The sequence below is a fragment of the Candidatus Poribacteria bacterium genome (assembly GCA_016866785.1).
Classification (GTDB): Bacteria; Poribacteria; WGA-4E.
This window is the reverse complement of record VGLH01000022.1, coordinates 1-22542: the sequence shown is the minus strand read 5'-3', so window position 1 is coordinate 22542 and position 22542 is coordinate 1. Positions and strand designations below refer to the sequence as shown.

Genomic DNA, 22542 nt, shown 5'->3' with positions numbered 1-22542 from the left:
CCCATGAACCCCCAAGAGCCTTTCCGAGGCATCTTCCCGGTTCTCCAGACGCCGCTGGACGCCGACGGCGCGTTGGACGAAGCGAGCCTCGCCCGCGAAGTGGACTTCTGCGTCCGCGCCGGAGCGCATGGCGTCGTGTTCCCCGTGCTCGGCAGCGAGTACCAGTACCTGACGCGCGATGAAAGATGTCGGCTCGTCGAAGTGGTCGTCGGAGCGGCGGCGAGAAGGATCACCGTCGTCGCGGGCGTGGCAGCGACGAACCGCGAAGAGGCGGTCGAGCACGCGCGTCACGCCGCCGACGCCAGCGCGGACGCCGTCATCGCGCTCCCGCCCGAGACGCGCACCGACAAGCCCCGCGATGAGTTCCGCGCTTACTACGAAGGCATCGCCGAGGCATCGCGGCTTCCGGTGTTCATCCAGCACTCGCACGCGACGATGGATGTCGGGCTCATCTCCGAGCTGCTTGCGTCGGTTGAGAACATCCGCTACGTCAAGGAGGAGATGCACCCCAGCGCCCACAACATCGGGGCGCTCGTGCAGTCGGTCGGCGCGGCGTGCTCCGGCGTGTTTGGCGGCGCGCACAACCGCTGGATGCTCTCGGAGCTTCGCCGAGGCGCGGTCGGGTTCATGCCCGCCGTCGAGGCGGTGGACGTCCACGTTCGCATATGGAACGCCTACATGTCCGGCGACGAGGCGGAGGCGCGGAGGCTGTTCAACAGCCTGCTCCCCTTGCTGAACCTCGTCCTCATCCTGGGGCTGCCCGTGTGCAAGGAGGTCCTCGTGCGGAGGGGCGTCATTTCCTCTGCCGGGATGCGCATGCCCGGTTCGATCCCGCTCGACGAGGAGGACCACCGGGAGCTCGACGCGATCCTCGCCGACGTGTCGCCGCTCTTTACCGTCTAGCACGGCAGGGAGGCAACTTGATGGAGAGATGGTCGGCGGATCGGGCGGCGGCGTGGTACCGCGACCGGGACTGGATCTGTGGGTTCAACTACGTCCCGAGCGTCGCCGTGAACTCGACGGAGATGTGGCAGCAGGAGGCTTTCGACCCGGAGACGATCGACCGCGAGCTCGGTTGGACAGCATCTTTCGGGATGAACGCCTGCCGCGTGTTCATCCAGTACGTCGTCTGGGACGACGACCCAGCGGGCATGTCCAAACGCCTTGGAGAGTTCTTGTCGATCGCCGGCCGTCACGGCATCGCGACGATGCCCGTGCTCTTCGATGACTGCGCGTTCGCCGGAAAGCAGCCCTATCTCGGTCGGCAGGACGAGCCGGTGCCCGGCGTCCACAACAGCGGCTGGACGCCCAGCCCGGGTCACGACCGCATCGCGGATCGGTCGGCGTGGGACCGGCTCGAAGCCTATGTGGCGGAGCTCGTCGGAGCCTTCGCCGACGACGAGCGCATCCTGCTGTGGGACCTCTACAACGAGCCTGGCAACGAACGCATGGGCGACACGAGCCTGCCCTTGGTCCAAGCGTCGTTCCAGTGGGCGAGAAGCGCATCGCCGTCGCAACCACTGTCCGTCGGCGTCTGGACGGACGCCCTGCCCAACCTGAACCGGGCGTCGCTGGAGCTCTCAGACGTCGTCACGTTCCACAACTACGGCGACCTGAACGCGGTCGAAGCGCACATCGGAGTGCTCAGAGAGCACGGCCGGCCGATCATCAACACCGAGTGGCTTCGCCGCACGGGAGGGAGCCACGTCGCGACGCATCTGCCGGTGTTCCGTCGGGAGAAGGTGGGCTGCTTCTGCTGGGGACTGGTGAACGGGCGCATCCAAACGCACTTCCCGTGGGGTTCCCCCCAAGGAGCGCCGGAACCGGACGTCTGGTTCCACGACCTGTTGCGGGCGAACGGCGAGCCCTACGATCCGGCGGAGATCGAGACGTTCCGCGCGGTCGCGTCCCCGTGCGGACGGCGCGCGGGTTCAGCCCGGCAGCCAGTTGATGATGAAGCTCAGGAAGAAGAGCGCGATGATCGGTGAGACGTCCAGCCCGATGCGCATCGTCAGCGGCATCAGCACTTGCCGGATGGGAGCCATGAAGGGGTCGGTGACCCGGTGGAGGAACTCCTGTGCGCGGTAGATGCTCGGATGACCGCTGCCGCCTAGCGTAAACCACGAGAGGAGCACGCTGGCGATGATGAGGCCCTGATATGCCTGAACCGCGAGCCGGACCAGTCGGAAGATCGGGAGAACCGCTTCTATATCCATCGATCCCAGCATACCGGCGAGGCTGGAGACTGTCAAGGTAGACACGGCCGACAACGGCCGAAGCGGGGATGGTGACCCGTCTGGGACTCGAACCCAGGACCACCTGATTAAAAGTCAGATGCTCTTCCGACTGAGCTAACGGGTCATACCGGCAGGGCGACAACCGCGCGGAGGCGCGGCGTCATTTCATGAAGATAGTCTCGTGGCGGGCGGGCCCGACTGACGCCATCGTCACGGGAGCTTCGAGCAACTCCTCGATCCGCGCGATGTAGCTCCGAGCGTTCGCCGGCAGGTCTTCGGGCTTGCGGCACTTCGTCGTGTCCGACAGCCAGCCTGCGTGTTCCTCGTAGATCGGGCGGCACTCCTGCAGCTCGGCAAGAGACGCCGGGAAGTCATCGACGCGCCTGCCACGGCACTCGTAACCGACGCCGATCCGAAGCGTCTCGACGCCGTCCAACACATCTAGCTTGGCGATGGCGAGCTGCGTGAATCCGTTGAGACGCGACGCGAACCGCAACCCGACGATATCGAGCCATCCGCATCGGCGCGGACGACCGGTCGTCGTGCCGTACTCGTTGCCTGCCCGGCGAACCGCTTCGCCGGCCTCAGCGTCCATCTCCGTCGGGAACGGGCCCTCGCCAACGCGCGTCGTGTACGCCTTGACGACGGCGAGCACGTCGTCGATGGCTTGCGCCGGCACGCCCAGCCCTGCGCAGACGCCGCCGACCGTCGTGTTCGAGGACGTGACGAACGGATAGCTGCCGAAGTCGACGTCCAGCAGCGTGCCCTGGGCTCCTTCGAACACGATCACCTTGCCGGTCTGACGCGCCTCGTGCAGAACGCGCGACGTGTCCGTCACGTGAGGCCGCAGGCGGTCGGCGTAGCCGCGGTACCGCTCGAAGAACGCGTCCGCGTCGAACGTCTCGCCAGCGGCAGCCATGCTCGCGGCATGATACGACAGGCTCTGCAAGACTTTCTTCTGGAAGGCGTCGAAGTCCATCAGGTCGCACATGCGGACGCCAGTCACGCGTCGCGCCTTGTCTGCGTAGGCAGGCCCGACGCCGCGACGGGTCGTTCCGAGGCGCGACTTCTGGTTCTCTTCGTTCAGCGCGTCCGCCCAGAGGTGGTACGGCAGAATGAGATGGGCGCGGTCGCTGATGATGAGGTTGTCGCCGATCGCATAGCCCCGCGCGACGTGCGTGTCGATCTCCTCCAGGAGCTTCTCGCACGCGATCACGACGCCGTTGCCGACGACGTTCAGCAGGTTGGGGCGCACAACGCCGGACGGCAGAAGGTGGAACTTGAACGTCTCACCATCCACGACGACCGTGTGTCCCGCGTTGGGACCGCCCTGACCCCGAGCGACGACATCGGCGTGTTCGTCGAGGATATCGACGAACTTGCCCTTGCTCTCGTCGCCCCACTGACTGCCGACGACAAAGGTGTTCCGCATGATGCCATCCAGGGCAGGGCGCGTCGAACGGCAGGAACCGCCTAGCGCTTGGAGAACTGGAACCGCTTGCGGGCGCCGGGACGTCCGGGCTTCTTACGCTCGACCATGCGCGCGTCTCGCGTCAGGAAGCCGTTCGACTTAAGCGCCGGACGCCAGTCGTGGTTGTAGGACTCCAGCGCGCGAGCCAGACCGTGCTGGATCGCTCCAGCCTGACCCGAGTCTCCGCCGCCCTTCACATTCACGAAGACGTCGAACTGCGCCGCGCCCGCGATCGTGCGGAGCGGCTCCTGCGCCAGCATTCGGTGTACTGGCCGCGCGAAGTAGTTGTCGATCTCGCGCCCGTTGACGACGAAGGCACCAGCGCCAGGCCGGATGCGCACGCGCGCGGTTGCCGTCTTCCGTCGCCCGGTTCCCCAAGTGTAATCCGCCATTCGGTGCTCACTCCTGAAATCTCATGCGCAGCGTAGCAGACCTACTCGCCGACCTCGACCGTGCGCGGCGTCTGCGCCTCGTGCGGATGCTGCGAGCCCGCGTAGACGCGGATGCGGGTGCGCATGTCGTCTCCGAGGCTCGTGTGGGGCAGCATGCCGACGATCGCCCGGCGCACGACATCTGCCGGGTCTCGTTCCAGCATCTCATCGAGCATCACGCTGCGCAGCCCGCCCATGTAGGACGTATGACGGCGGTACAGCTTCTGCTCGCGTTTCCGCCCGGTGATTCGGATACGCTCCGCGTTGATCACGATCACGTTGTCGCCCATGTTGACATTGGGCGTGAAGGTCGGCTTGTGCTTGCCGCGTAGGATCGCCGCGACCTGCGACGCCAGACGGCCCAACGTCTTGCCCGCCGCATCGACGACGACCCACTCGGACGACGCCGTCGCCACGTGCGACCGTCGCCGGCGGTAGCCGCCATCTTTCTCCGCAAACTGGTCGTTCAGCATCGCCCTCAGCTTCTTCCGGTCGTTCGATATCGGATTGCAGACATACGGATACTCACGCAAGAGCCAATGCTAACACCCGAGAAATGGCGGGTCAAGCGGATCGGCGGGATCGCGCGTTGCACACCGGGGCACGCGACGGCCCACTCAATGGGCGATGTTGTCCACGACTGCCAAATCGCGCCAAACGCGTGACCGCGCGCAGGTTGTCTCGACTCCGGTCGCGCGGTAACATGGAGGCAATGCGTTTGGGCGCGACCGGATACGGAGCGACTCCCCGCCGGTGAGGCACAGCGCGCGAACGGTTCTACCAAGTCAAGCTGGACAGGCTGAGATACTTCGACTGTGAGGGCGCTACCCATGAGACGCAGACGCCGACAGAGCACGGGCTCTACGGGAGCCATCCGGAGCCTTCCCGTGTTGGGTTTGCGCGAGCGCGTGATCCTGCCTCTCGGAATACCGTCCAAACCGCCCCTTTGGGCGGCGCGAAAGCAGAGCATCAACGCTGTCCGCAGGGCGATCGAGGGCGACGGCGAGGTTCTGCTGCTCACTCAGCGAAGTGCCGACGAGGACCCGTCCGTTAACGACTTTTTCGAAGTCGGATCCGTTGCCACCGTGCTTGAGTCCCTTGAGACCAAGAACGGCGAAATCAAGATCATTGTCGAAAGCTATGCGCGCGCCATCGTCCTCGGGCTGGAGTTCGAGGAAGACCTGCTGGTCGCCCGCGTCCGTGTGATAAAGGAACCTGTGGTCGAGGGCGAGGATGTCGAAGCTCTCATGCGATCGCTGCTGTCCACGCTCGAGAAGTACTACGCCCGCACCAAACGACATATCCCGACCGAGGACCAAGCCCTTCTGGTCAACGAAACGCGCCCGGGTCAGTTAGCGGACCTCGTCGCGCACTACGGCGGACAGAAGGACCCCAAGAACCTCAACTTCACGCACGAGCAGTTGCAGCAGGTCCTCGACGTCATCGAGCCGCGCGCGCGCCTCGAGCTGGTTCAGGGCATGATCAAGGACCTTCTCGATGTGATCGATATCGAGGAGAAGCTGGAAGACCAAGTCAAGACGCAGGTCCAGCGCACCCAGCGCGAGTACTACCTGAGCGAGAAGCTCAAGGCGATCCAGAAGGAACTCGGACGAGGCGGTGACGGGAGCGATACCGAAGAGCTCCGCGAGCGCGTCAAGTCAGCCGGCATGTCGGAGGAAGCCCAAGAGAAGGCGTTGAAGGAGGTGGATCGACTCGACCAGATGCCTCCGATGTCCGCCGAAGCCGGCGTCATTCGCAGCTACGTGGACTGGCTCCTCGCGTTGCCGTGGGCGGAATCGACCGAGACGCAGATCGACGTCGACGCCGCAGCGAAGATGCTGGATGAAGACCACTACGGGCTCGACAAGGTCAAGGAACGCATTCTCGAGTATCTTGCGGTTCTGAAGCTGGTGGACAAGATCCGAGGACCGATCCTGTGCTTCGTCGGACCCCCCGGTGTCGGCAAGACGTCCCTGGGGCGCTCCATCGCTCGAGTCACAGGACGGAACTTCGTCCGCATGTCGCTCGGCGGCGTCCGCGATGAGGCGGAAATCCGCGGTCATCGGCGCACGTACATCGGTTCCATGCCGGGACGCATCATGCAGGGGATCCGGGACGCCCGCTCGCGCAACCCGCTCTTCCTGCTCGATGAAGTCGACAAGATGAGCATGGATTTCCGGGGCGACCCCTCTGCCGCCCTGCTCGAAGTCCTCGACCCGGAACAGAACGCGTCGTTCCGCGACCATTACCTCGATGTCGCGTTCGACCTCTCCAACGTGATGTTCCTAACGACCGCGAACGTCCTGCCTGCGATCCCGCCGCCGCTCCGCGACCGCATGGAGGTCATCGAGATCCCCGGCTACACGGAGTACGAGAAGCGGAATATCGCCAGGCAGTTCCTGATCCCCAAGCAGATCGAGAGCCACGGGTTGACCTCCGAGCAGATCGGGTTCACCGACGGCGCGGTGACCGACATGATCACGCTCTACACGCGCGAGGCTGGCGTCCGCAACCTGGAGCGCGAGATCACCAACGTCTGTCGCAAGGTAGCGCGTCGCATCGTCGCGACGACGGAGAACAACGCCAAGCGACCGTCCAAAGGGAACGGGCGAGCCGTCCGCATCTCCAGTCGTGGGCTGCGTCAGCTCCTCGGTGCTCCCAAGTTTCTGCCGTCGAAGGCTGAGGAGCAGGACAGCGTCGGCGTGGCGACCGGCTTGGTCTACACGCAGGTCGGCGGAGACGTCATCTCGATCGAGACATCGCTCATGCCGAGCGACGGCAAGCTCAAACTGACGCTCACCGGTCAACTCGGCGACGTGATGCAGGAGTCCGCCCAGACGGCGTTCAGCTACATCCGCACGCGCGCCGCAGCCCTCGGACTGAGCGACTTCGAGTTCACCAACTGGGAAATGCACATCCACGTCCCGGAGGGGGCGACGCCCAAGGAGGGCCCGTCCGCCGGGATCACCCTCTGCACGGCGATGATCTCCGCGCTGACGGGCAAGCCGGTCCGCAAGGATGTCGCCATGACCGGCGAGATCACGCTGCGGGGTCGGGTTCTGCCCATCGGCGGACTCAAGGAGAAGCTCCTCGCGGCGCATCGCACCGGGATCCGGACGATTGTCATCCCCGGCGAGAACGCCAAGGACCTGGACGAGCTCCCACCGTCGGTCCGTCGCGCGATGTCCATCCATCCCGTCGAGCACATGGATGCGGTCCTGGAGATCGCGTTCCGCGACGGCTTCCATCCGATCAGTCCGGACACGACTCCGGCAGAACACGACACGGAGATTCCGGTTTCCCCGCCCGTGGTTCACGATTCGGTCCCATCCAGCGCGCGTTGATGTTGAGTCACGACCCCGCGCCGCTTTCGGAATGTGGCTCGCGACATCGACTACGGTCTTGGGCGCGGCGTCATTCCTCCGGTCGGCGTGCATGGCGTGCCATTGTCGCGCTGCTCGTCTCGCTCGGCTTCCTGGCTTCCTGGGGAGCCCGTGCCGCCTCAGACAGTTTTCGCGTTCTCACATCCTCCGACCAATCGCTCACGCTCGCGTTCGAGTTGGGTCCGTTGGGAACCGGGCTCGATTCCAGCGGTCACGCGACGCTCTCCTTTCCGGGCGCGGTGTACCACTACCACTCGGACGGCGAGGAATCCCACGACGCGACCTCGTTGCCGGTCGCCGCATCGATCATCGCCATGCCGCCCGACGGGATTCCGTCCATCGCCCTTCTCAGCGAGGAATCGGAGACACTTCGTCCGGAAGAGCTCGCTCGGAGTTCCGACCAACCCGTATTGGAACTGAGCCACTCGGTTCCCACGACACGCGAACCGTTGCTCGACGTGTTCGTGCTCGGCTACTCGCGCGACCGCTACCTCGCTCGTGTCGAGGTCCGCGCCGTGCGCTCAGACGGAGCCGCAGTACGCGTCACACGCCGGTGTCAGGTTCGGATCGACTTCGCGTCCCCCCGCGCCGCTCCCTCGTTCGCGACTCGCACGCCGCCGCGCGCCGACGCGTTCGACGCGATGCACCACGACCTTCTCGTCAACGACGCCCAGTCGGGCCGGTGGCGGCGCATCCCGTCGGTTCCGAGCGCCCCTGCTCTGGTGGCGGGTGATCCGAACGCGAGGGTGCGCGTCGAAGTGAGCCGCAACGGACTCTATCGGGTCACAGGCAACGACCTTCAGCGCATCGGCGTCGCGATTGGCGGCATGTCCGTGCCCACGATCCGCATGTTCGCCGGGGGCGTCGAGCAGTCGATTGACGTGATCGACGACGGCGACGGCGTGCTGGGTCCGAGCGATGAGATCATCTTCTACGGGCAAGCGCCCAGACCGAACCGCTACACGCGGTCGTCGGCGTACTTCATCACCTGGGGCGACCGACCCGGACGGCGACCGACCGATGTCGACGGGCAGCCTCGGTCGCGCACGCCACAGATTCCCGTCGCCTACCGCGCTGCCGAGATGTTCGAGCAGGACCGCATCCACGACAATCTGCCGGATGTCAGCGGCGACAACGTCGATCACTATTTCTGGACGGGCTTCACCGGCGGTGTCGGAGACGTCCGCCGATCCGACAAGCGTTTCGACGTGCGCGCTCCGCAAGAGGCGAACTTCATCCCCCGGCTGGCGGTCCTGCGCGTTGCGCTGCAAGGCGGAACCAATCTGAGCGGCAGGCAGTCGCATGTGATGGAGTTCGTCGTCGGGGCGAAGGCGATTGGCGAGACCCGGTGGGACGGTCCCCTGCCCCGCTTCGTCGAGATCGAGTTCCCGCAGGACTATGTCGCTGCTGAGACCGCCATCACGATGCGCTGTGTCGATCGCAACCAGACTATCGACTCGGCCGGCGTGTTCGACATTCTGCTCGATTGGTTCGAGCTCGACTACTGGCGGCAGTTCCGGGCATCTCCCGGTGGGATTCACATCTCGTCGGTCGTGTTCCCGGAGCTCGCTCCCGGTCCCGTCCAGTACAACGTGCGCGGCGTCTCGGGATCGGACATCTCCGTCTACCAGCTCGGAGACGCGGGCCTCGTCACGCGGGTACTCAAACCTTCGACGGAGCCGGACCCCGACGGCGGAACGCGCGTTACGTTCGAAGACATCCACGCCGTACCGGCCGAGTTCTTCGTTGCAGCTCGGTCCGACTTCTACAGGCCCGATGCTCTGCGGGTCGCTCCGGATGCCGGTCTGCTCAGCCCGGTGAACGCCGCCGATTACCTCATCATCGCCCATTCGGACTTCATCGCGGGGTCGCAGGAACTGGCGAAGTTCCGCGCATCGAAGGGCATGCGGACCAAGGTTGTCAACGTCGAAGACGTCTACAACGATTTCGGACACGGTACTCCGACGCCCATCGCTATCCAGAGCTTCCTGAGATACGCCTTGCAGGTCTGGGGAACACCGCCCACCTACGTCGTCCTCATCGGCGATGGACACTATGACTACAAAGGAGCCGAGCTGGCGTTCTATCAGGACATCGGTCAGGCGCCGAACCTGTACCAGAACTTCGTTCCGACGTTCCACTCCTGGTCCATCCCGTACGGCGAGACGTCGATGGACCATCGGTTCGTCACCGTTCACGGAGACGACGCGCTGCCCGACATGTTCATCGGGCGCATCCCCGTCCAGCGAGCGTCGGAGCTCTCGGAGATCGTGAGCAAGATCATCGCCTTCGAGACGAACACCGTCGCGGGTCCGTGGCAGAGCCGGATCGTCCAGATCGCCGATGACGACGCGACCAATCCGGGCGACCGCATCTTCCAGGACAGCCGCGAAGAACTCATCAAGGGCGTCATCCCGCCAGCGTTCGACGTGCAACCGATCTTCCTCAAGGTCATCGGGAGCTCGCTCCGCACCAAAGAGACAATCCGTAAGTCCGTACAGGACGGCGCGCTCGTCGTCGAGTACTCGGGGCATGGCGGGCGAGGAAACTGGGCGGACGAGGACATCCTGCGCTACAGCGACGTGCCGTCGATGGTGAACGACAACCGGCAGCCGCTCATCGTCGCGACGACGTGCGAGATGAACTTCTTCGACAAACCGGAGCGCGTCGGCGATCGCTCGCTGGGCGAGGAGTTCATGATGGGAGCCAATCGCGGAGCCATCGCGACCATCGGCGCGACGCGACTGACGTTTGCCATCTGCAACCGCGAGTTCGACCGGTTCCTGTTCCCGGCTCTGCTGGTCGGCACGGACCTGACGCTCGGCGGCATCATGACCCTCGCCAAGATCCGAAACATCAAGGACTACACGTCGATCCAGTGCTTGACGGGTCTGGAGCAGTACACGCTCTTCGGCGATCCCGCGACGCGGCTGCCGCGGCCCCGGTTCCGCGCCGACTTGGTTCTGGACAGCGTCGCTCTCGACCCGGGAGAGCAAGTGCGCGTCCGCCAGGGGTCGGTTGCCGAGGACACGACCGGAGCGAAAGCATCGACGTTCGACGGTCAGGCGACGTTCACAGTCACCTGGCCCAACAACTTCGACGCATCTCCCGAGAACGACTTGCCGCTCGCCCAGGCGCAGCGACCAGTGGTCGGCGGCGAGTTCGGCGACGCGGCGTTCACCGTCCCGGCGGGCGCGATGCCGGGCGAAGGGGTTCTCCGCCTCTACGCGCGATCCGGAGCGCGGTCTGCAATCGGCGGCATCCGGTTCTCGGTGCGCCAGTCGAAGATTCTGAGCGTCACCCATGCCCCCGTGCGTCCGACGTTGGCGGACACCGACCTGACCCTCGTGGTCCAACTGGCGAACCCGCAGGGGGCGGCGGGAGTCGGAAGCGTCGTCGTCGATTGGTGGAACACGACGGACTACAAGAACCGAACCCTCGAACTCGGGCACGTCGGCGGTCTTCGCTACACGAACCGGGAGCGCATCGCCCTTCCGGGCCCGGGAGGACGCATCCGCTACTCGATCACGGTGACGGACACGAACGGCCGACAGATCACCACCGACGCGGTCTCCGTCCAGATGCCCATCGGGCCCGATCTGGCAATCGCCCAGATCGGACGGACTGGGTTCCCCCAGCTCTACTACGGCTTCGACCGCGCGCTCGACAAGTGGGCGTTCCGAGTTCGCATCGCCAATCACGGCGACGAACGTCCGACTGTGTCCGTCCCAGTCGTCTTGGTGTCGAGCGCTGCCGACCGTAACGGCGACGGAATCCTCGACCCCGAGGCGACCGTCCTGTCTCAGGGGTCCATCGGGCTGGGCGCGTGGGTGGCATCGTCAGAAACCGGCGTCTTCGAATACGCAGAGGTCGTCTTGCCGCTCCAGTCGCCGTTGCTTTCGGGAGTCCACGACATCACCGTGTGGGTGGACCCTGAGATGACCACGGACCCTCACGACGACGGCAAGATGGGACAGGTGCGCGAGCCTGGCGACCGCGAGCTGCTGGACAACCGGACGACCAAGCCCTTTGAAGTCAACGACTTCTTCGTCGGCACAACGGATGTAGACGCCTTCAGCCGGGACCGCACGCTGGTGATGCACGTGCCAGCAGATGCCGCCCCAGCCACCGCGCTGTCCATCGCGCTCGAGACGCCTCCCAACGCGCCGAGGCTGGACAATCCGTCGGCGCCATTCGGTCGCGTCGCGCTGCCGCGCCTCGCGAATCGGGGTCAAACTGCGTTCCGAGTCGGGATGCAGTCGGGAGACGAAGAGTTCCTTCGCGACATCCCGATGGAGCTGGCGTTCGACGAGCAGGCGATTGTCGAGCGCGTCGCTCAGCTCTTGGCTCTGCCCGCGAGCCAGGGCGACTGGACTTCGATCCAGCGCGCGCTGCACAAGAGGACGGTCGATGAGGTCATATCCCATATCAGCGCGTACCGGTGGCTGGAGGGACCTCAGGCGTGGAAACGGCTCGAATCGAAGGTGGTCGTTGATGACGCCGGTCAGCGACAGACCGTCTTGCATACCGCTCCGGCGGAACCCAACCGCGCGGCGGAACGCGGCTTGCGCATCAAGGAACTGGTGGTCGATGCGACGAGCACGCCCACCGGCGCCTGGACAATCGTCTTCGTCAGCGCGCAAGAGTACATGATGTTTTTCCGCCCGTTCGGGGGATCGTCGTACCAGCAGTTGAGGGCGCGCGGCAAGCTCGACCAGCCCTACTCCGAGCCGTCCCTCGCCCTGCGGCGACTCGTTGTGACGACGGCTCCGACATCCAGCGACTCGGAGCTCGTGCCGGCGGCTCCGGAGTACGGCGATACGATCACCTTCGAGACGCAGCTCAGTCGAGACGAAGGCGTGGTCGGCGTCAACGTGCGCGACGTCAACGCCGGCGACGGTGCGGCGACCATCGCGCTGCGGAGCAATGTCGATAAGCAGAACGCGCCATACGGCGACTGGCTCGTATTCGTCACCGGAGATCGGCAGTACGAGGTCCGCGACGGGCGCGGCGAGGTAGCGCGTTACGCATCCGGTCAGCTCATCGACAACGGCGAGATCGGACGGCTCTTCGTGCTGAGCAACCTCGGTCTCAACATCACGGTTCTCGAAGGATCGCGCCCGTTCCGGTTCGGGGACGTGTTCCGAGTGCGGGTCGGGCTCGTGCCCACGCTCCGCTCGACGACCCGAACGACGGGCATCTTCTCGCTCCTCGAAGACCGAGACCGTCGAGCCCCGTCGGTGCGTCTCTTCGTCAACAACGAGACGCCCAAAGTCGGCTCCGTGATCCCGCCGCGACCCACGATCACGTGCCTCGTGAGCGACCAGAACGGCGTCGACGTCGACTCGTTCACCATCGAGGTGCGTCGCCAGGACGAGGCGTCATTCACCTCGGTGCCTCGCGACCAGATCACCGTCAACCCGATCCCGATCGAGACCACTTCGTTCCGGTACCGCCCGATCTTCTACATCGGCACGTACATCCTGCGCATCACCGTCAAGGACTTGGCGGGGCTCCACGCATCGGACAACGGGAACCCGTACGTCGATTTCGTCTTCTCGGTCGATGAGAATCCCGACCTCGATCCGCCCAAGCTCGCGCTCGCCGCGTCCGCCGGGCCCGTCCATGACGGCGACGTGCTCGACTACTCGCCCAAGCAGTTCTCGATCTCGATGACCGATAGCCACGCGCTCGACCTGTCGACGCTCAACATCGCGCTGGTTCCGTCGGGACAGGAGCGAATCCCATTCACCGCCGCCGACTTCGCCATCGAGTTCGACCGCACGCAGCCGGATCGCGCGCGCGTGCTGCTGCCAGCCGATCTGCCGAACGGCTCTTACGACCTGTACGTGGATATCGCGGATACGAGCACGAACGTCGCCTCGTTGGGCCCCGACCCCAAGACGCCGGTGCGCTTCACCATCGATGAGCCGGTTCGCCTTATCGGAACCGTTCTGCCCGCCCCGAACCCGATACGCGACGACACCTACTTCACCTACTCGCTGAACCAGCCTGCCAACGATGTCTCGATCCGCATCTACTCGGTGTCGGGACGCCTCGTGCGGATCATCGAGAGCGCATCCGCGAGACGCGGATACAACGAGACGTACTGGGACGGGCGCGACTCCGGCGGGAAACGCCTCGCCAACGGAACCTACTTTTTCCGCATGCGAGTCGAGTCGGAGGGCGGCAGGGAAGACCGCACCGGCAAGATGGCGATCCTGCGTTAGCCGGTTGACGCGCTATTCGAGGACGTACCCGAACTCCGTCGGAACTTCGATGGATCGCACCACGGCTCTGCCCGATTGCTCCACGAACCGGTCGAGAATACGCTTCTCGCGCCCACGGATCGACGTGTGTCGCGCCATGGCTCCGCAGTTGGCGGTGACGATGAGACGCCTTGCCGGCACGGAGGCGAGGTCGCCCAACCGGTCGGGCTCGCTCCGCGCCATGACGGGCACCAGCTTGAGCAGGAGCCCGATGTCGAAGGAGCACTGAAAGTCGGACCATGGGCGCTCGCCGATCCGCTCCCGACGCGGTTCCAAGCCCGACCAGCCCGTCGCCCGGGCATACGCCTCCAACGCGCGGATACACGCGGCGTCGCGGTCCATGGCGACGTAGCGCGTGATTCGAGCCATCCACCCCGGAGACAGTGACAGCGGGAAGCATCCGCACCCGACGTCGATAACTGTGCAGGCTGCGTCCATCTCCTCGTCGATCTGGGCGAGGAACGCGTCGAGGTGTGGTTCCCGTTCCGCCGTCGAGACGTGCCGGCGGCGGAGCTCGGTCGCAAGCGCTTCGACCGAAGCCGGCGGCTCGCGCTCTTCTGCGTCAGCCAGCGCGTCGATGAGCGCCGCGAACGCCTCGTCGTCTTCGCGGTAACGCCGGAGGGCATAGTAGACCGCGCGCCTTGCCGCCTTCACGAAGGCTCGATAGGCAGCCGTCCGCCGGACGGATGACTCGTCGCCCGCCGACGCGATCTGTTGGCGAAGATCGAGCCTCGTGTCGAGGCATGCGCGCACGATGGACGCTGCCCGCTCCGCGCTGATGCGGTAGGCGTCGCAGATTGCGGCGGATTCCCGCTCCACGACCGCGTCGAACCGTTCGTCTACCGCCATGTCGCCGGCAGGCGGCTTTCTGGGAACCATCGTCCGTGTTCCTCAGCAAGGTCTTCGACGTAGCTGGGAAGCTCGCCGCTCCGGTGGAGCTCGGCGGTGCGCCGCAGTACGGAGAGAATCGTCCACAGGTTGTGCTGCGCCAGGGCGCGGACGTCTTGGTGGACCGCCTCCGAGCCCATCGCATCGCAGTGAGGGCACTTGCAGGCGATCTCGGCTGGGAGTCCGCCCGAGGGGAAAGCTCCCACGCGCGTCATGTACCACCCGTCGCGGGCGTAGTGGATGTAGGACGACGAATCGAACACATCGCAGCCCCACAGCGAGTAGAACGGCAGCTCGACCGGGTCTCCCGCGCCGAACAGATGGACGGGAACCGTCTCGCCCAGGATGCCACGCGCCTGCTGGATCACGGCGCGCGCGAACGACAGGTCGTGGCCCTTCGTGAAGAACGGGACGAGGCTGCCGAGGGCGACGTACCGGCATCCCATGGCAGCCAACGCCGTTACCGAGCGTTCGCGCAGGTCGAGGAACCGCCCTCCCTGCTGCACGCCGGCGACCGTCGCGTCCGGCGCGATTTCCATGGCTTGCTCGATCCGCCGCAGGGTCGCGTCCAGTTTCTTGCTGGCGACCGACCGGGGTTCCCCAGGGGAGGTCACCAAGTCGAGCGGGGCGACCACATCGGCGCTGATGCCGTCCTGGAACCGAACGATGACGCGGTTGTCGAGCAGGAGAGGGCGTGTGAACCCCTGGAATGCGCCGGAATCGGTCACGACGAGCCCGTCGAATCCGATCAGGGCGTGGACGCCCAGTTCGAGCGCCCGCGCCCGGAGCGCCCGGTCTCGGTAGAGGAAGAAGGCATTCGTGATGAGTCCGCGTACGCCGAACCCACCTGCGAGTTCGTTTGTAGAGATGAACTCGTTGCCGTGCTGGTAGACGGGCAGAAACAGCGGAGTCTCGAATACGACCCCGCGCTTCGATGCGACGGTGGGCAACGTGGAACACCTGATCGTTACGGGACAGCGACCGCGCTCCTTGCCACACTCCTTGCCGCCAAGAGAGTGGCAACGGTGAGGTCGGGTCGCGCGTAGTTACCAACGCGGGATCGTCGACGGGCACGACCCGACGCCTCTCACGAACTCGGACTCAGCAATGCTCGACAGCCTCGTCTACGAGATCATGACGACGGATCAGACGTCCGCGACGGTCGATGTGCGCTCCGTGCGCGGCACGATGTCGTGGCAGCATATCGCGCGCGTCAGCCGGCTGGTCCACGAGGAGCCGGTTCCCGGTGGTATCGACTTGTCCGTCGGGGCGGACCGTGTCGGCTACCAGGAGCGCCTGCGACGACTCATGCGAGGCGTCGCCGCCGAAGCCTTCATCGCGCTGCAGGCGCGGCACGCGCTCGGAGCCGGGATCGATTGGCTGCTCCTCAACATGCCCGACACCGATCACGCCTTCCTCTTCTCGACCCGGAAGCAGGAGCGCCTCGCGGATTCACTCGGCTCGGATGCCGGTGTCGTCCGGCTCGGGACGAGCAGCGCGTTCCTGCTGACGGATCGTCGGATCGCAGAAGACGACGCCTACTGCGTCCGTCTCCACTCCTTCAAGGTGTTCGTGCGCTTCGAACTGGATTCCCGAGCCGCCCGCGCCTACATGAGCGACTTCGTGCGCACCAGCGCGGGTCACGGCGGCATCCGCGTCGGCGCGGACGAGGCGATCCACTATCTCAGATCGCTGACGCTCGGACTGCGTCCCTCGTCGCACACGAACACCATCGCCGCCAAGCTCCCGCCCGTGCAGGGATGGGACATCGCGTCAACCCGCGACGACTCCGGCTCGCCGATGGATATTCCTCGACCCGCGTTCCCCGCCGACATCCGTCGCTCGCTCCTGACGCGCCCGGAACCATCGCCGCCCGCGACACCTGCCAACGGCAGCGAGAAAAGCCTCGATGTGCCGGAGCAGTGCCCCGTCTGCGGCGGCAAGCTCTTCCACCTGTCCGCGAAGGACGCGTTCTGCTCCGGCTGCGACTGGACCAACCTCAAGCCGCTCGCGCCCCGAAACCCCGGTTCGGGACGCTCTCAGCTTCCTTCGGGCTAGTACGCAGCGCGTAGCTCTGCCCACGTCGTCGCCGCTTTGCCAGCCGGATCGACCGCCTGCGGAGCCGAGTCGAACGTCAGCGTGCCGAACTGCGACGCCGCCTTCGCCGCGCCGATTCCCGACGACCATTCGACCCATCCCAGACGATCCGCGCCGTCGTTGGCGTTCACCATGTCGGAGTAGCCCATCTTCGCCTTAGGGTTCTCCTTCACGTACGCGGTCAGCTTCTGCTTCGGCTTGTGCATCGTGATGACGACGGCGGTCTCGTAGTAGGTCTTCTTCGCTCCGTCCTCCCGCACGATCTTGATCGAAGTGAACTCGATGTTGCCCGGACTCGCCCAGGCGTTCTGCAGCACCGCCTTGTCCTGGAGCGCATAGCCCCACTCGACGTCGTCCGGGGAGTTGTCGAACGAGTCGTACTCCAGGTCCATCCGATGCTGGGGCGAGTCGCCCTTCCACAGGTTCACGGCGTCGGGCACGACGGCTTTGGGCACCGCGTGCGTCTCGTCGTCCACTTCGATGGCGGTATAGAGGTAGTTATCATCCCAGAGAACTGCGGACTTGGCTCCGAAGCCCTTGGGTCGGTTCGCGCCGCCCGCGAAGACGTCCATCTCCTGCCAGTCGGCGCCCTTCCAGGCGGCGTCGTCCAACGCGCCATCCACCTTCGGAGTTCCGCGACGCGCGACACGGTTGTACTTCGGGTTCGCTGCGAACGCGTCCATCGCCACCGAGGCGCTTCCCGCGATCAGCAGGGCGAGAACACCCAACGACGCGATGCGAATGCCCGTCCTCATGGTGAGTCCTCCGCTCCAAGCGTAAGCTAGCTTCCGTGAACCGACCGAATCTCTTTGAGCGCAGTATAGTGTTCGCCTAGCCGTCCGGCAACGCGAGCTTGACCGCCCGGCAGTGCTCTGATATCGTCCGCTCGTTCCACGGCGGGCGACGCAGGCGGTTCAAGAGGAAGGGCAAGGACCATGGCAGGTGTCAACCAATCGATCTGCTTCGGATGCTTCCGGCGCGGCGATGCGACGCCCGAGCAGGTGATCAAAGAAGCGGCGAAGATCGGCTTCAAGTCGGTCGAAATGCTCGGCAAGGAGCACTGGGGCGCGGTTCGCGACGCCGGCATGGTCGTCGCCATCATCGGCGGACACGGAACCCTCACCGACGGGCTGAACAAGCGCGCGAACCACGACCGCATCGAGGACGAGCTCTCGCGCAACATCGAGGTGGCGGCGTCGAACGCGATTCCGTCGCTCATCGCGTTCAGCGGGAACCGCAACGGGCCCCCAGACGACGAGGGCGTGGCGATCTGCGCCGAAGGGCTCAACCGGGTCAAAGGGCTCGCGGAAGCTAAGGGCGTGAACATCTGCGTCGAGCTGCTCAACAGCAAGGTCGATCACCCGGACTACCAGTGCGACCACACAACGTGGGGCGTCGAGCTCTGCAAGGCAGTCGACTCGCCGCGCGTCAAGCTTCTCTACGACATCTACCACATGCAGATCATGGAAGGCGATCTCATCCGAACGATCCGAGACAGCATCGCCCACATCGGGCACTTCCACACGGCTGGGAACCCGGGTCGCCGAGACATGGACGAGACGCAGGAGATCTACTACCCGCCCGTCATGCAGGCGATTGCCGCATCCGGCTACACGGGGTATGTAGGTCACGAGTTCGGTCCCAAAGGCGAGCCGCTCGCCGCGATGCGCGCCGCCTACGATCTCTGCAACGTCACGGCTTAGCGTCGTCGGACACGACGACAACAGACGCCCTCCCGGTCCTGGGAGGGCGTTCGCGTTCGAGGCGTCCATGTTCCGGCTCATCCGCTTCGGCGCGCGATGGTCGATGGCGCTTGCGCTGTCGGCGTGGAGTCTGACGCTCGGACTGGCATTCCGGCGTTCTCGCGCCCTTCTGGACGCCATCGTGCGACATTTCGGCTGGGAGCGCCTGCTCGGCGAGTCCATCTCCCCGCGACTGCCCACCGCCACGCTGGAGAGCCTGTTTCCGGAGCTGGATGCGCCGATGGTGCTGGCGACTCCGCGCGACGGCAACATCGCGCCGCTCGAGCTCGCTGCCATCTGCGCCCTGGTGCGCGCGCGCAAGCCACGGGCGGTCTTCGAGATCGGCACATTCGACGGACGTACGACCGCGAACCTGGCGCGCAACAGCCCGCCGGACGCCGTCGTCTACACGCTCGACCTCACCCCTGGAGCGGATGCGAGCGGCGACCTCGCGCCCGGCGACGCGGCTTACGCCCGCAAGTCACATGTCGGCGCGCGGCTCACCGAGGTCGATACGGCGACACGGACGAAGATCGTCCAGCTCTACGGCGATTCGGCAATCTTCGACTTTTCGCCCTATGCCGGTTCCATCGACTTCGTGTTCGTCGACGGCTCCCACCACGAGGACTACGTCCGCAACGATACGGCGAAGGCGCTCGAACTCGTGGCTCTCGGCGGCATGGTCGTCTGGCACGACTACGCGAACGCGCACTGGCTCGGCGTCACCCGCGCGCTGGACGATCTGAGCTCCGACCCTCGCCTGTCGCGAGCGCGGCACATCGCTGGAACCACGCTCGTCGTCTGCGAGGTGGCTACCGGCTGAGCGCCTCGCGTCGCCGCTCGTTCGACCGGGCGAAGTACGCGTCCACCGGTTCCAGCTCGAACTCACGGACGATGTCCCTCGCCGTCACGCTGGCGTGGTGCGACGTCAGTACGAACTGCGCCTCCGGCGACAGGATGTCCAGTTCGACCTGCGCGCCGTACTTCGCCTTGATCGCCTCCCACTTGGCGCAGTTCTCATCGATGTGGCAACGGACGTAGTCGAGGTTGATCTGGAGCGAGATGATCGGCTCGTAGGCGTCCGATTGCTCGACGACGGTTCCCAGCGGATCGACGATGACGCTTCCCTCTCCGGGCGTCGCGGACGCGAAGAACACGCCGAAGTCGAACGCCCAGATGCGGGTCTGGAGCCCGCCGCGGTACATCGACGGGAAGCAGACGAGCTCGACGCCGTTGGCGCTCAAGCCTTCGATCACGTCTCGGAAGTTGAGGTCGAAGCAGATGGCGCATCCGACGCGTCCGAAGTCCGTCTCGAACACGTGGGCTTCGGTTCCCGGCGTGATGCCGACCCTCAACTCGCTGACGGTCGGGTGGATCTTGTCGTAGATGCCGGCGATGCCGCCCTTCCGGTCGATCAGGATCGCCGAGTTGTGGGTACGGCTCCCGTCTCTGCGGACGATGGGGCAGACGATGTGGGTCGCATGGACGCGCGCGCGGTCTGCGATCCGATCGAAGGTCGGGCCCGGAGCGGGCTCCGCCGTGCGGAACCAGTCCTCGCTGCTGCACCCAAGACCCGTGAAGGTCTCCGGCAAGACGATCAGATCGGGGCGGTCGGCTGCCGCGCGGTCGATCATGCGCACGGCGCGCTCGACCGCGTTGTTCACACGCTCCGCCACCGTCGAGCCCGAGGACCCTCCCACCGAAATCGTTGTGATCCGCGCATAGCGCGCCATGTCGTCCCTGCCTTTCGCGTTGATCAGCCGCCGGAACAGCACATCGCTCGTATCTCGCCGAACTCGTGCTCGAGCTTGCCCCAGGTTCCGCCGCCGTCCGCGCTCCGGTACACCTGCCCCAGAACGGAATAAGCGTACATCCACCGACCCAGCGAGGCGAACGCCCAGATCGTGCTGTTGGCGGTCGCGTGGATCGGTACCAGCTCCCACGAATCGCCCGCGTCGCGCGAGCGATAGATTGACCCCGTGCTTCCAGGCGGGGCATCGCCGACGCCGACATACAGCGTCGAAGAGTCTTCCGGCGGGACGGCGAGCCCGCGACAGTAGTTCGTGCGGAAATGCTCCCGGATGTTCAAGGGAACCCACGTGGCGCCGTCGTCGCGACTTCGGTAGATCTCGTGGTTCGTCGCGCAGATGAGCGTACCATCGCCGAGGAACGCGATGTCGTGAATATCCGCCGTCGCCAGCGGGTCGGGACCGATGCGATGCCACGTGTTCCCGCCGTCCGTCGAGCGTCGGGGTCCATCGACCTCGATTCCGGCAAAGACGAGCTGCGGTTTAGTCGGATGCGGCACGAAGCACGTTGTCCTCGTCACCATCGAGCCGCCGAAGCACGACTGCGCGATGGGGTCGCCAGCGCATTCCTGCCACTGGCTGCCGCCATCCCGCGAGACGTAAAGCGCGCTCGGGCAGGTTCCAGCGAAGGCAATCGCCGGATCGTGCGGGCTGAACGCCAGGCTCCACGTCTGCTTGCCGTCCATGGGCGACGGCACGTGCTCCCACCGTATGCCGTCTGACGACCGGTAGAGCCCATTGTCCGTGCCAGCCAGCATGCTGCCGGTCGGCACATGAGCCAGCGACCGCACGTTGTTTTCGAACCACATTCCTTGCGCGACGCGCCGGAACGACTCTCCGCCGTCGTCGCTTCGCCAAACGCTCTCCCCGATCGTCCCGATATGCACGATAGGCGCTGTACTTCTCACCGGTTCGCCTCCTTCTGTGCTAGAACACCTGGCGGGCACATGATGCGCGATCCATCCGCCGCGTGGAAGCGACGTCTCGCGCCGAGGTTGCCGGACAGTGCCCGGGCGCGTACCATGGAACCATGCTCAGGAACCGGCTGGCGGCGGCTGTTCTCGCGCTTCTCCTGTCGACGGCATCCGCCGCCGGATGGCGTCTGCCGCAAACAGAGACGCTCCACTACACGGTGCGCTGGGTGCGGATCGGCGTCGTCGACGCGACGATGTCGCTCTCGCCCCCGACTGTCATCGACGGCGTTCCGATTCAGCGCCTGCGCGTCGAGGCGCGCACCAGGGCCCTTCCGTCGCGCATCTACCGAGTGACGAATCGGTACGAAACGGACATCGATACGCGCACCGGTCTGCCGGTCGCGTACCGCTCCGATATCGACGAAGCGAAGTTCCAGGAACGTCTGGACATACGCTACGCCCAGCGCGAGCGGACCGCGGACTACCGCCGGACAGAAGCCGACCGGTCGACGCGACAAGCGCTGCCGGGCGAGACGCACACGATCTTCAGCGCTCTATACCGGATTCGTCTGCATGATTTTGGGTCGGAGCCCCGGCTCCGGTTCCTCCTCGACGCCAAAGGCATCTACTGGCGTGCCGAGGCGACGCGCACAGACGCTCGTCGGGTTTCTGGTGGAGTCGTCTGGGACGTGGAAACACGATTTGAGCGCCTGCCTGGCGGCTCCCAATCGCGCCAGTCCGACCTACTCACCGACAACCTCGTCGTCGAGGGCTCGCCGTTGCGTCTGCGCATCTTGTCACGCAGCGACGCGCCGCCCCTGGTGACGCGAATGGAGTACAGCGCGAAGGGGTTCCGCCTGTCCGCGGAACTGGATGGCTACTGAGTCCCGTCGACGCGACGCCGCCTCTGCTCAGGTGCTCTCCCGGTAACAACGGCGGTGCGTCATCGGGCAATCCGTGGTACTCTGGTACAGATTCCGCGAGAGGAGCGCGTCGCATGGAGTACCGGACTCTCGGCAGGACGAGCACCCGAATCAGTGTCGTGGGCGGGCTGTTCGTCTCGCGGGTCGGTGGAAATCCAAGCGCGGGAATCCTCGAGCTTTGCGAGTATGGCTCACCCCTGAACTATAGGAACCTGCGGACGCTCTCTCCGATGGTTCTGCGACGGACGCTTGAGAGTCTATCTCAATCCGCGTACGCGGCTTTGAGCCGATGCCAGATGCGCGTCCAGATGAGGATGCAGGCGAGCTTCACCAGTCCGCAGTAGTTCTCCGGTTTGACCTCATAGCGCACCCGAATCGA

The 22542-nt window shown here is 65.4% G+C and carries 17 protein-coding genes and 1 tRNA gene; 8 read left to right on the top strand and 10 right to left on the bottom strand.

Annotated elements, in window-relative coordinates:
• The first annotated feature begins 3 nt into the window (after positions 1 to 3).
• Both FJZ36_05170 and FJZ36_05165 read left to right on the top strand, forming a co-directional pair.
• On the top strand, positions 4 to 903 hold the full coding sequence (locus FJZ36_05170; protein MBM3214285.1) for a dihydrodipicolinate synthase family protein: 900 nt from the start codon (positions 4 to 6) through the stop codon (positions 901 to 903).
• Between the two features lie 20 nt (positions 904 to 923).
• Positions 924 to 1988: a glycoside hydrolase family 5 protein gene (locus FJZ36_05165; protein ID MBM3214284.1), complete on the top strand. Its 1065-nt coding sequence runs from the start codon at positions 924 to 926 to the stop codon at positions 1986 to 1988.
• Here the strand turns inward: FJZ36_05165 and FJZ36_05160 are convergent.
• The 5 genes from FJZ36_05160 to rplM all read right to left on the bottom strand — a co-directional run bounded on the left by FJZ36_05160 (position 1932) and on the right by rplM (position 4612).
• Entirely contained in the window at positions 1932 to 2252 is a 321-nt protein-coding gene (locus FJZ36_05160; GenBank protein MBM3214283.1) for a YggT family protein, read from the bottom strand. The genes FJZ36_05165 and FJZ36_05160 overlap by 57 nt on opposite strands.
• Before the next feature lie 33 nt (positions 2253 to 2285).
• Positions 2286 to 2361: transfer RNA gene (locus tag FJZ36_05155), tRNA-Lys, on the bottom strand.
• Positions 2362 to 2397: 36 nt separating this feature from the next.
• Positions 2398 to 3669 carry an adenylosuccinate synthase gene (locus FJZ36_05150; GenBank protein MBM3214282.1) on the bottom strand — a complete coding sequence of 424 codons (1272 nt, stop codon included), beginning with the start codon at positions 3667 to 3669 and terminating at the stop codon, positions 2398 to 2400.
• Positions 3670 to 3710: 41 nt separating this feature from the next.
• Positions 3711 to 4100 (bottom strand): 30S ribosomal protein S9, encoded by a 390-nt coding sequence (rpsI, locus tag FJZ36_05145; protein MBM3214281.1) that lies wholly within the window; start codon positions 4098 to 4100, stop codon positions 3711 to 3713.
• A gap of 41 nt (positions 4101 to 4141) precedes the next feature.
• Entirely contained in the window at positions 4142 to 4612 is a 471-nt protein-coding gene (rplM, locus tag FJZ36_05140; GenBank protein ID MBM3214280.1) for a 50S ribosomal protein L13, read from the bottom strand.
• 357 nt (positions 4613 to 4969) lie between these two features.
• Here rplM and lon point away from each other — a divergent pair, with 357 nt between their 5' ends.
• Positions 4970 to 7483: an endopeptidase La gene (gene lon / locus FJZ36_05135; protein ID MBM3214279.1), complete on the top strand. Its 2514-nt coding sequence runs from the start codon at positions 4970 to 4972 to the stop codon at positions 7481 to 7483.
• A complete protein-coding gene (locus tag FJZ36_05130; protein MBM3214278.1) occupies positions 7483 to 13752 on the top strand; it encodes a hypothetical protein in 6270 nt (2089 codons plus the stop codon). Before lon ends, FJZ36_05130 begins: the two co-directional genes overlap by 1 nt.
• Positions 13753 to 13764: 12 nt before the next feature.
• Here FJZ36_05130 and FJZ36_05125 read toward each other — a convergent pair whose 3' ends face one another.
• On the bottom strand, positions 13765 to 14670 hold the full coding sequence (locus tag FJZ36_05125; GenBank protein MBM3214277.1) for a hypothetical protein: 906 nt from the start codon (positions 14668 to 14670) through the stop codon (positions 13765 to 13767).
• Positions 14631 to 15644, bottom strand: coding sequence for a tRNA-guanine transglycosylase (locus FJZ36_05120; protein ID MBM3214276.1), 1014 nt, complete (start codon positions 15642 to 15644; stop codon positions 14631 to 14633). Before FJZ36_05120 ends, FJZ36_05125 begins: the two co-directional genes overlap by 40 nt.
• A 142-nt stretch (positions 15645 to 15786) precedes the next feature.
• Here FJZ36_05120 and FJZ36_05115 point away from each other — a divergent pair, with 142 nt between their 5' ends.
• On the top strand, positions 15787 to 16737 hold the full coding sequence (locus FJZ36_05115) for a hypothetical protein (GenBank protein ID MBM3214275.1): 951 nt from the start codon (positions 15787 to 15789) through the stop codon (positions 16735 to 16737).
• On the opposite strand, the gene FJZ36_05110 is transcribed toward FJZ36_05115, so the two are convergent.
• Positions 16734 to 17531, bottom strand: a complete 798-nt coding sequence (locus FJZ36_05110; GenBank protein ID MBM3214274.1) for a hypothetical protein — start codon at positions 17529 to 17531, stop codon at positions 16734 to 16736. The two genes, FJZ36_05115 and FJZ36_05110, sit on opposite strands and share 4 nt — an antisense overlap.
• 180 nt (positions 17532 to 17711) lie before the next feature.
• Here FJZ36_05110 and FJZ36_05105 point away from each other — a divergent pair, with 180 nt between their 5' ends.
• Entirely contained in the window at positions 17712 to 18479 is a 768-nt protein-coding gene (locus FJZ36_05105; GenBank protein ID MBM3214273.1) for a TIM barrel protein, read from the top strand.
• Between the two features lie 67 nt (positions 18480 to 18546).
• Positions 18547 to 19341, top strand: a complete 795-nt coding sequence (locus tag FJZ36_05100) for a class I SAM-dependent methyltransferase (protein ID MBM3214272.1) — start codon at positions 18547 to 18549, stop codon at positions 19339 to 19341.
• Here FJZ36_05100 and FJZ36_05095 read toward each other — a convergent pair.
• Both FJZ36_05095 and FJZ36_05090 read right to left on the bottom strand, forming a co-directional pair.
• A complete protein-coding gene (locus FJZ36_05095; protein ID MBM3214271.1) occupies positions 19331 to 20251 on the bottom strand; it encodes a carbon-nitrogen hydrolase family protein in 921 nt (306 codons plus the stop codon). The genes FJZ36_05100 and FJZ36_05095 overlap by 11 nt on opposite strands.
• Positions 20252 to 20274: 23 nt before the next feature.
• Entirely contained in the window at positions 20275 to 21234 is a 960-nt protein-coding gene (locus tag FJZ36_05090; GenBank protein MBM3214270.1) for a hypothetical protein, read from the bottom strand.
• Positions 21235 to 21356: 122 nt separating this feature from the next.
• On the opposite strand from FJZ36_05090, the gene FJZ36_05085 reads away from it, so the two are divergent.
• Complete coding sequence (locus tag FJZ36_05085; protein ID MBM3214269.1) at positions 21357 to 22124, top strand: DUF3108 domain-containing protein; 768 nt, start codon at positions 21357 to 21359, stop codon at positions 22122 to 22124.
• Positions 22125 to 22542 lie beyond the last annotated feature (418 nt).

Coding starts and splice junctions, on each gene's coding strand:
- FJZ36_05170 (MBM3214285.1), top strand. CDS start 4: ATGAACCCCCAAGAGCCTTTCCGAGGCATCTTCCCGGTTCTCCAGACG.
- FJZ36_05165 (MBM3214284.1), top strand. CDS start 924: ATGGAGAGATGGTCGGCGGATCGGGCGGCGGCGTGGTACCGCGACCGG.
- FJZ36_05150 (MBM3214282.1), bottom strand. CDS start 3,669: ATGCGGAACACCTTTGTCGTCGGCAGTCAGTGGGGCGACGAGAGCAAG.
- rpsI (MBM3214281.1), bottom strand. CDS start 4,100: ATGGCGGATTACACTTGGGGAACCGGGCGACGGAAGACGGCAACCGCG.
- rplM (MBM3214280.1), bottom strand. CDS start 4,612: ATGCTGAACGACCAGTTTGCGGAGAAAGATGGCGGCTACCGCCGGCGA.
- lon (MBM3214279.1), top strand. CDS start 4,970: ATGAGACGCAGACGCCGACAGAGCACGGGCTCTACGGGAGCCATCCGG.
- FJZ36_05130 (MBM3214278.1), top strand. CDS start 7,483: ATGTTGAGTCACGACCCCGCGCCGCTTTCGGAATGTGGCTCGCGACAT.
- FJZ36_05125 (MBM3214277.1), bottom strand. CDS start 14,670: ATGGTTCCCAGAAAGCCGCCTGCCGGCGACATGGCGGTAGACGAACGG.
- FJZ36_05115 (MBM3214275.1), top strand. CDS start 15,787: ATGCTCGACAGCCTCGTCTACGAGATCATGACGACGGATCAGACGTCC.
- FJZ36_05110 (MBM3214274.1), bottom strand. CDS start 17,531: ATGAGGACGGGCATTCGCATCGCGTCGTTGGGTGTTCTCGCCCTGCTG.
- FJZ36_05105 (MBM3214273.1), top strand. CDS start 17,712: ATGGCAGGTGTCAACCAATCGATCTGCTTCGGATGCTTCCGGCGCGGC.
- FJZ36_05100 (MBM3214272.1), top strand. CDS start 18,547: ATGTTCCGGCTCATCCGCTTCGGCGCGCGATGGTCGATGGCGCTTGCG.
- FJZ36_05095 (MBM3214271.1), bottom strand. CDS start 20,251: ATGGCGCGCTATGCGCGGATCACAACGATTTCGGTGGGAGGGTCCTCG.
- FJZ36_05085 (MBM3214269.1), top strand. CDS start 21,357: ATGCTCAGGAACCGGCTGGCGGCGGCTGTTCTCGCGCTTCTCCTGTCG.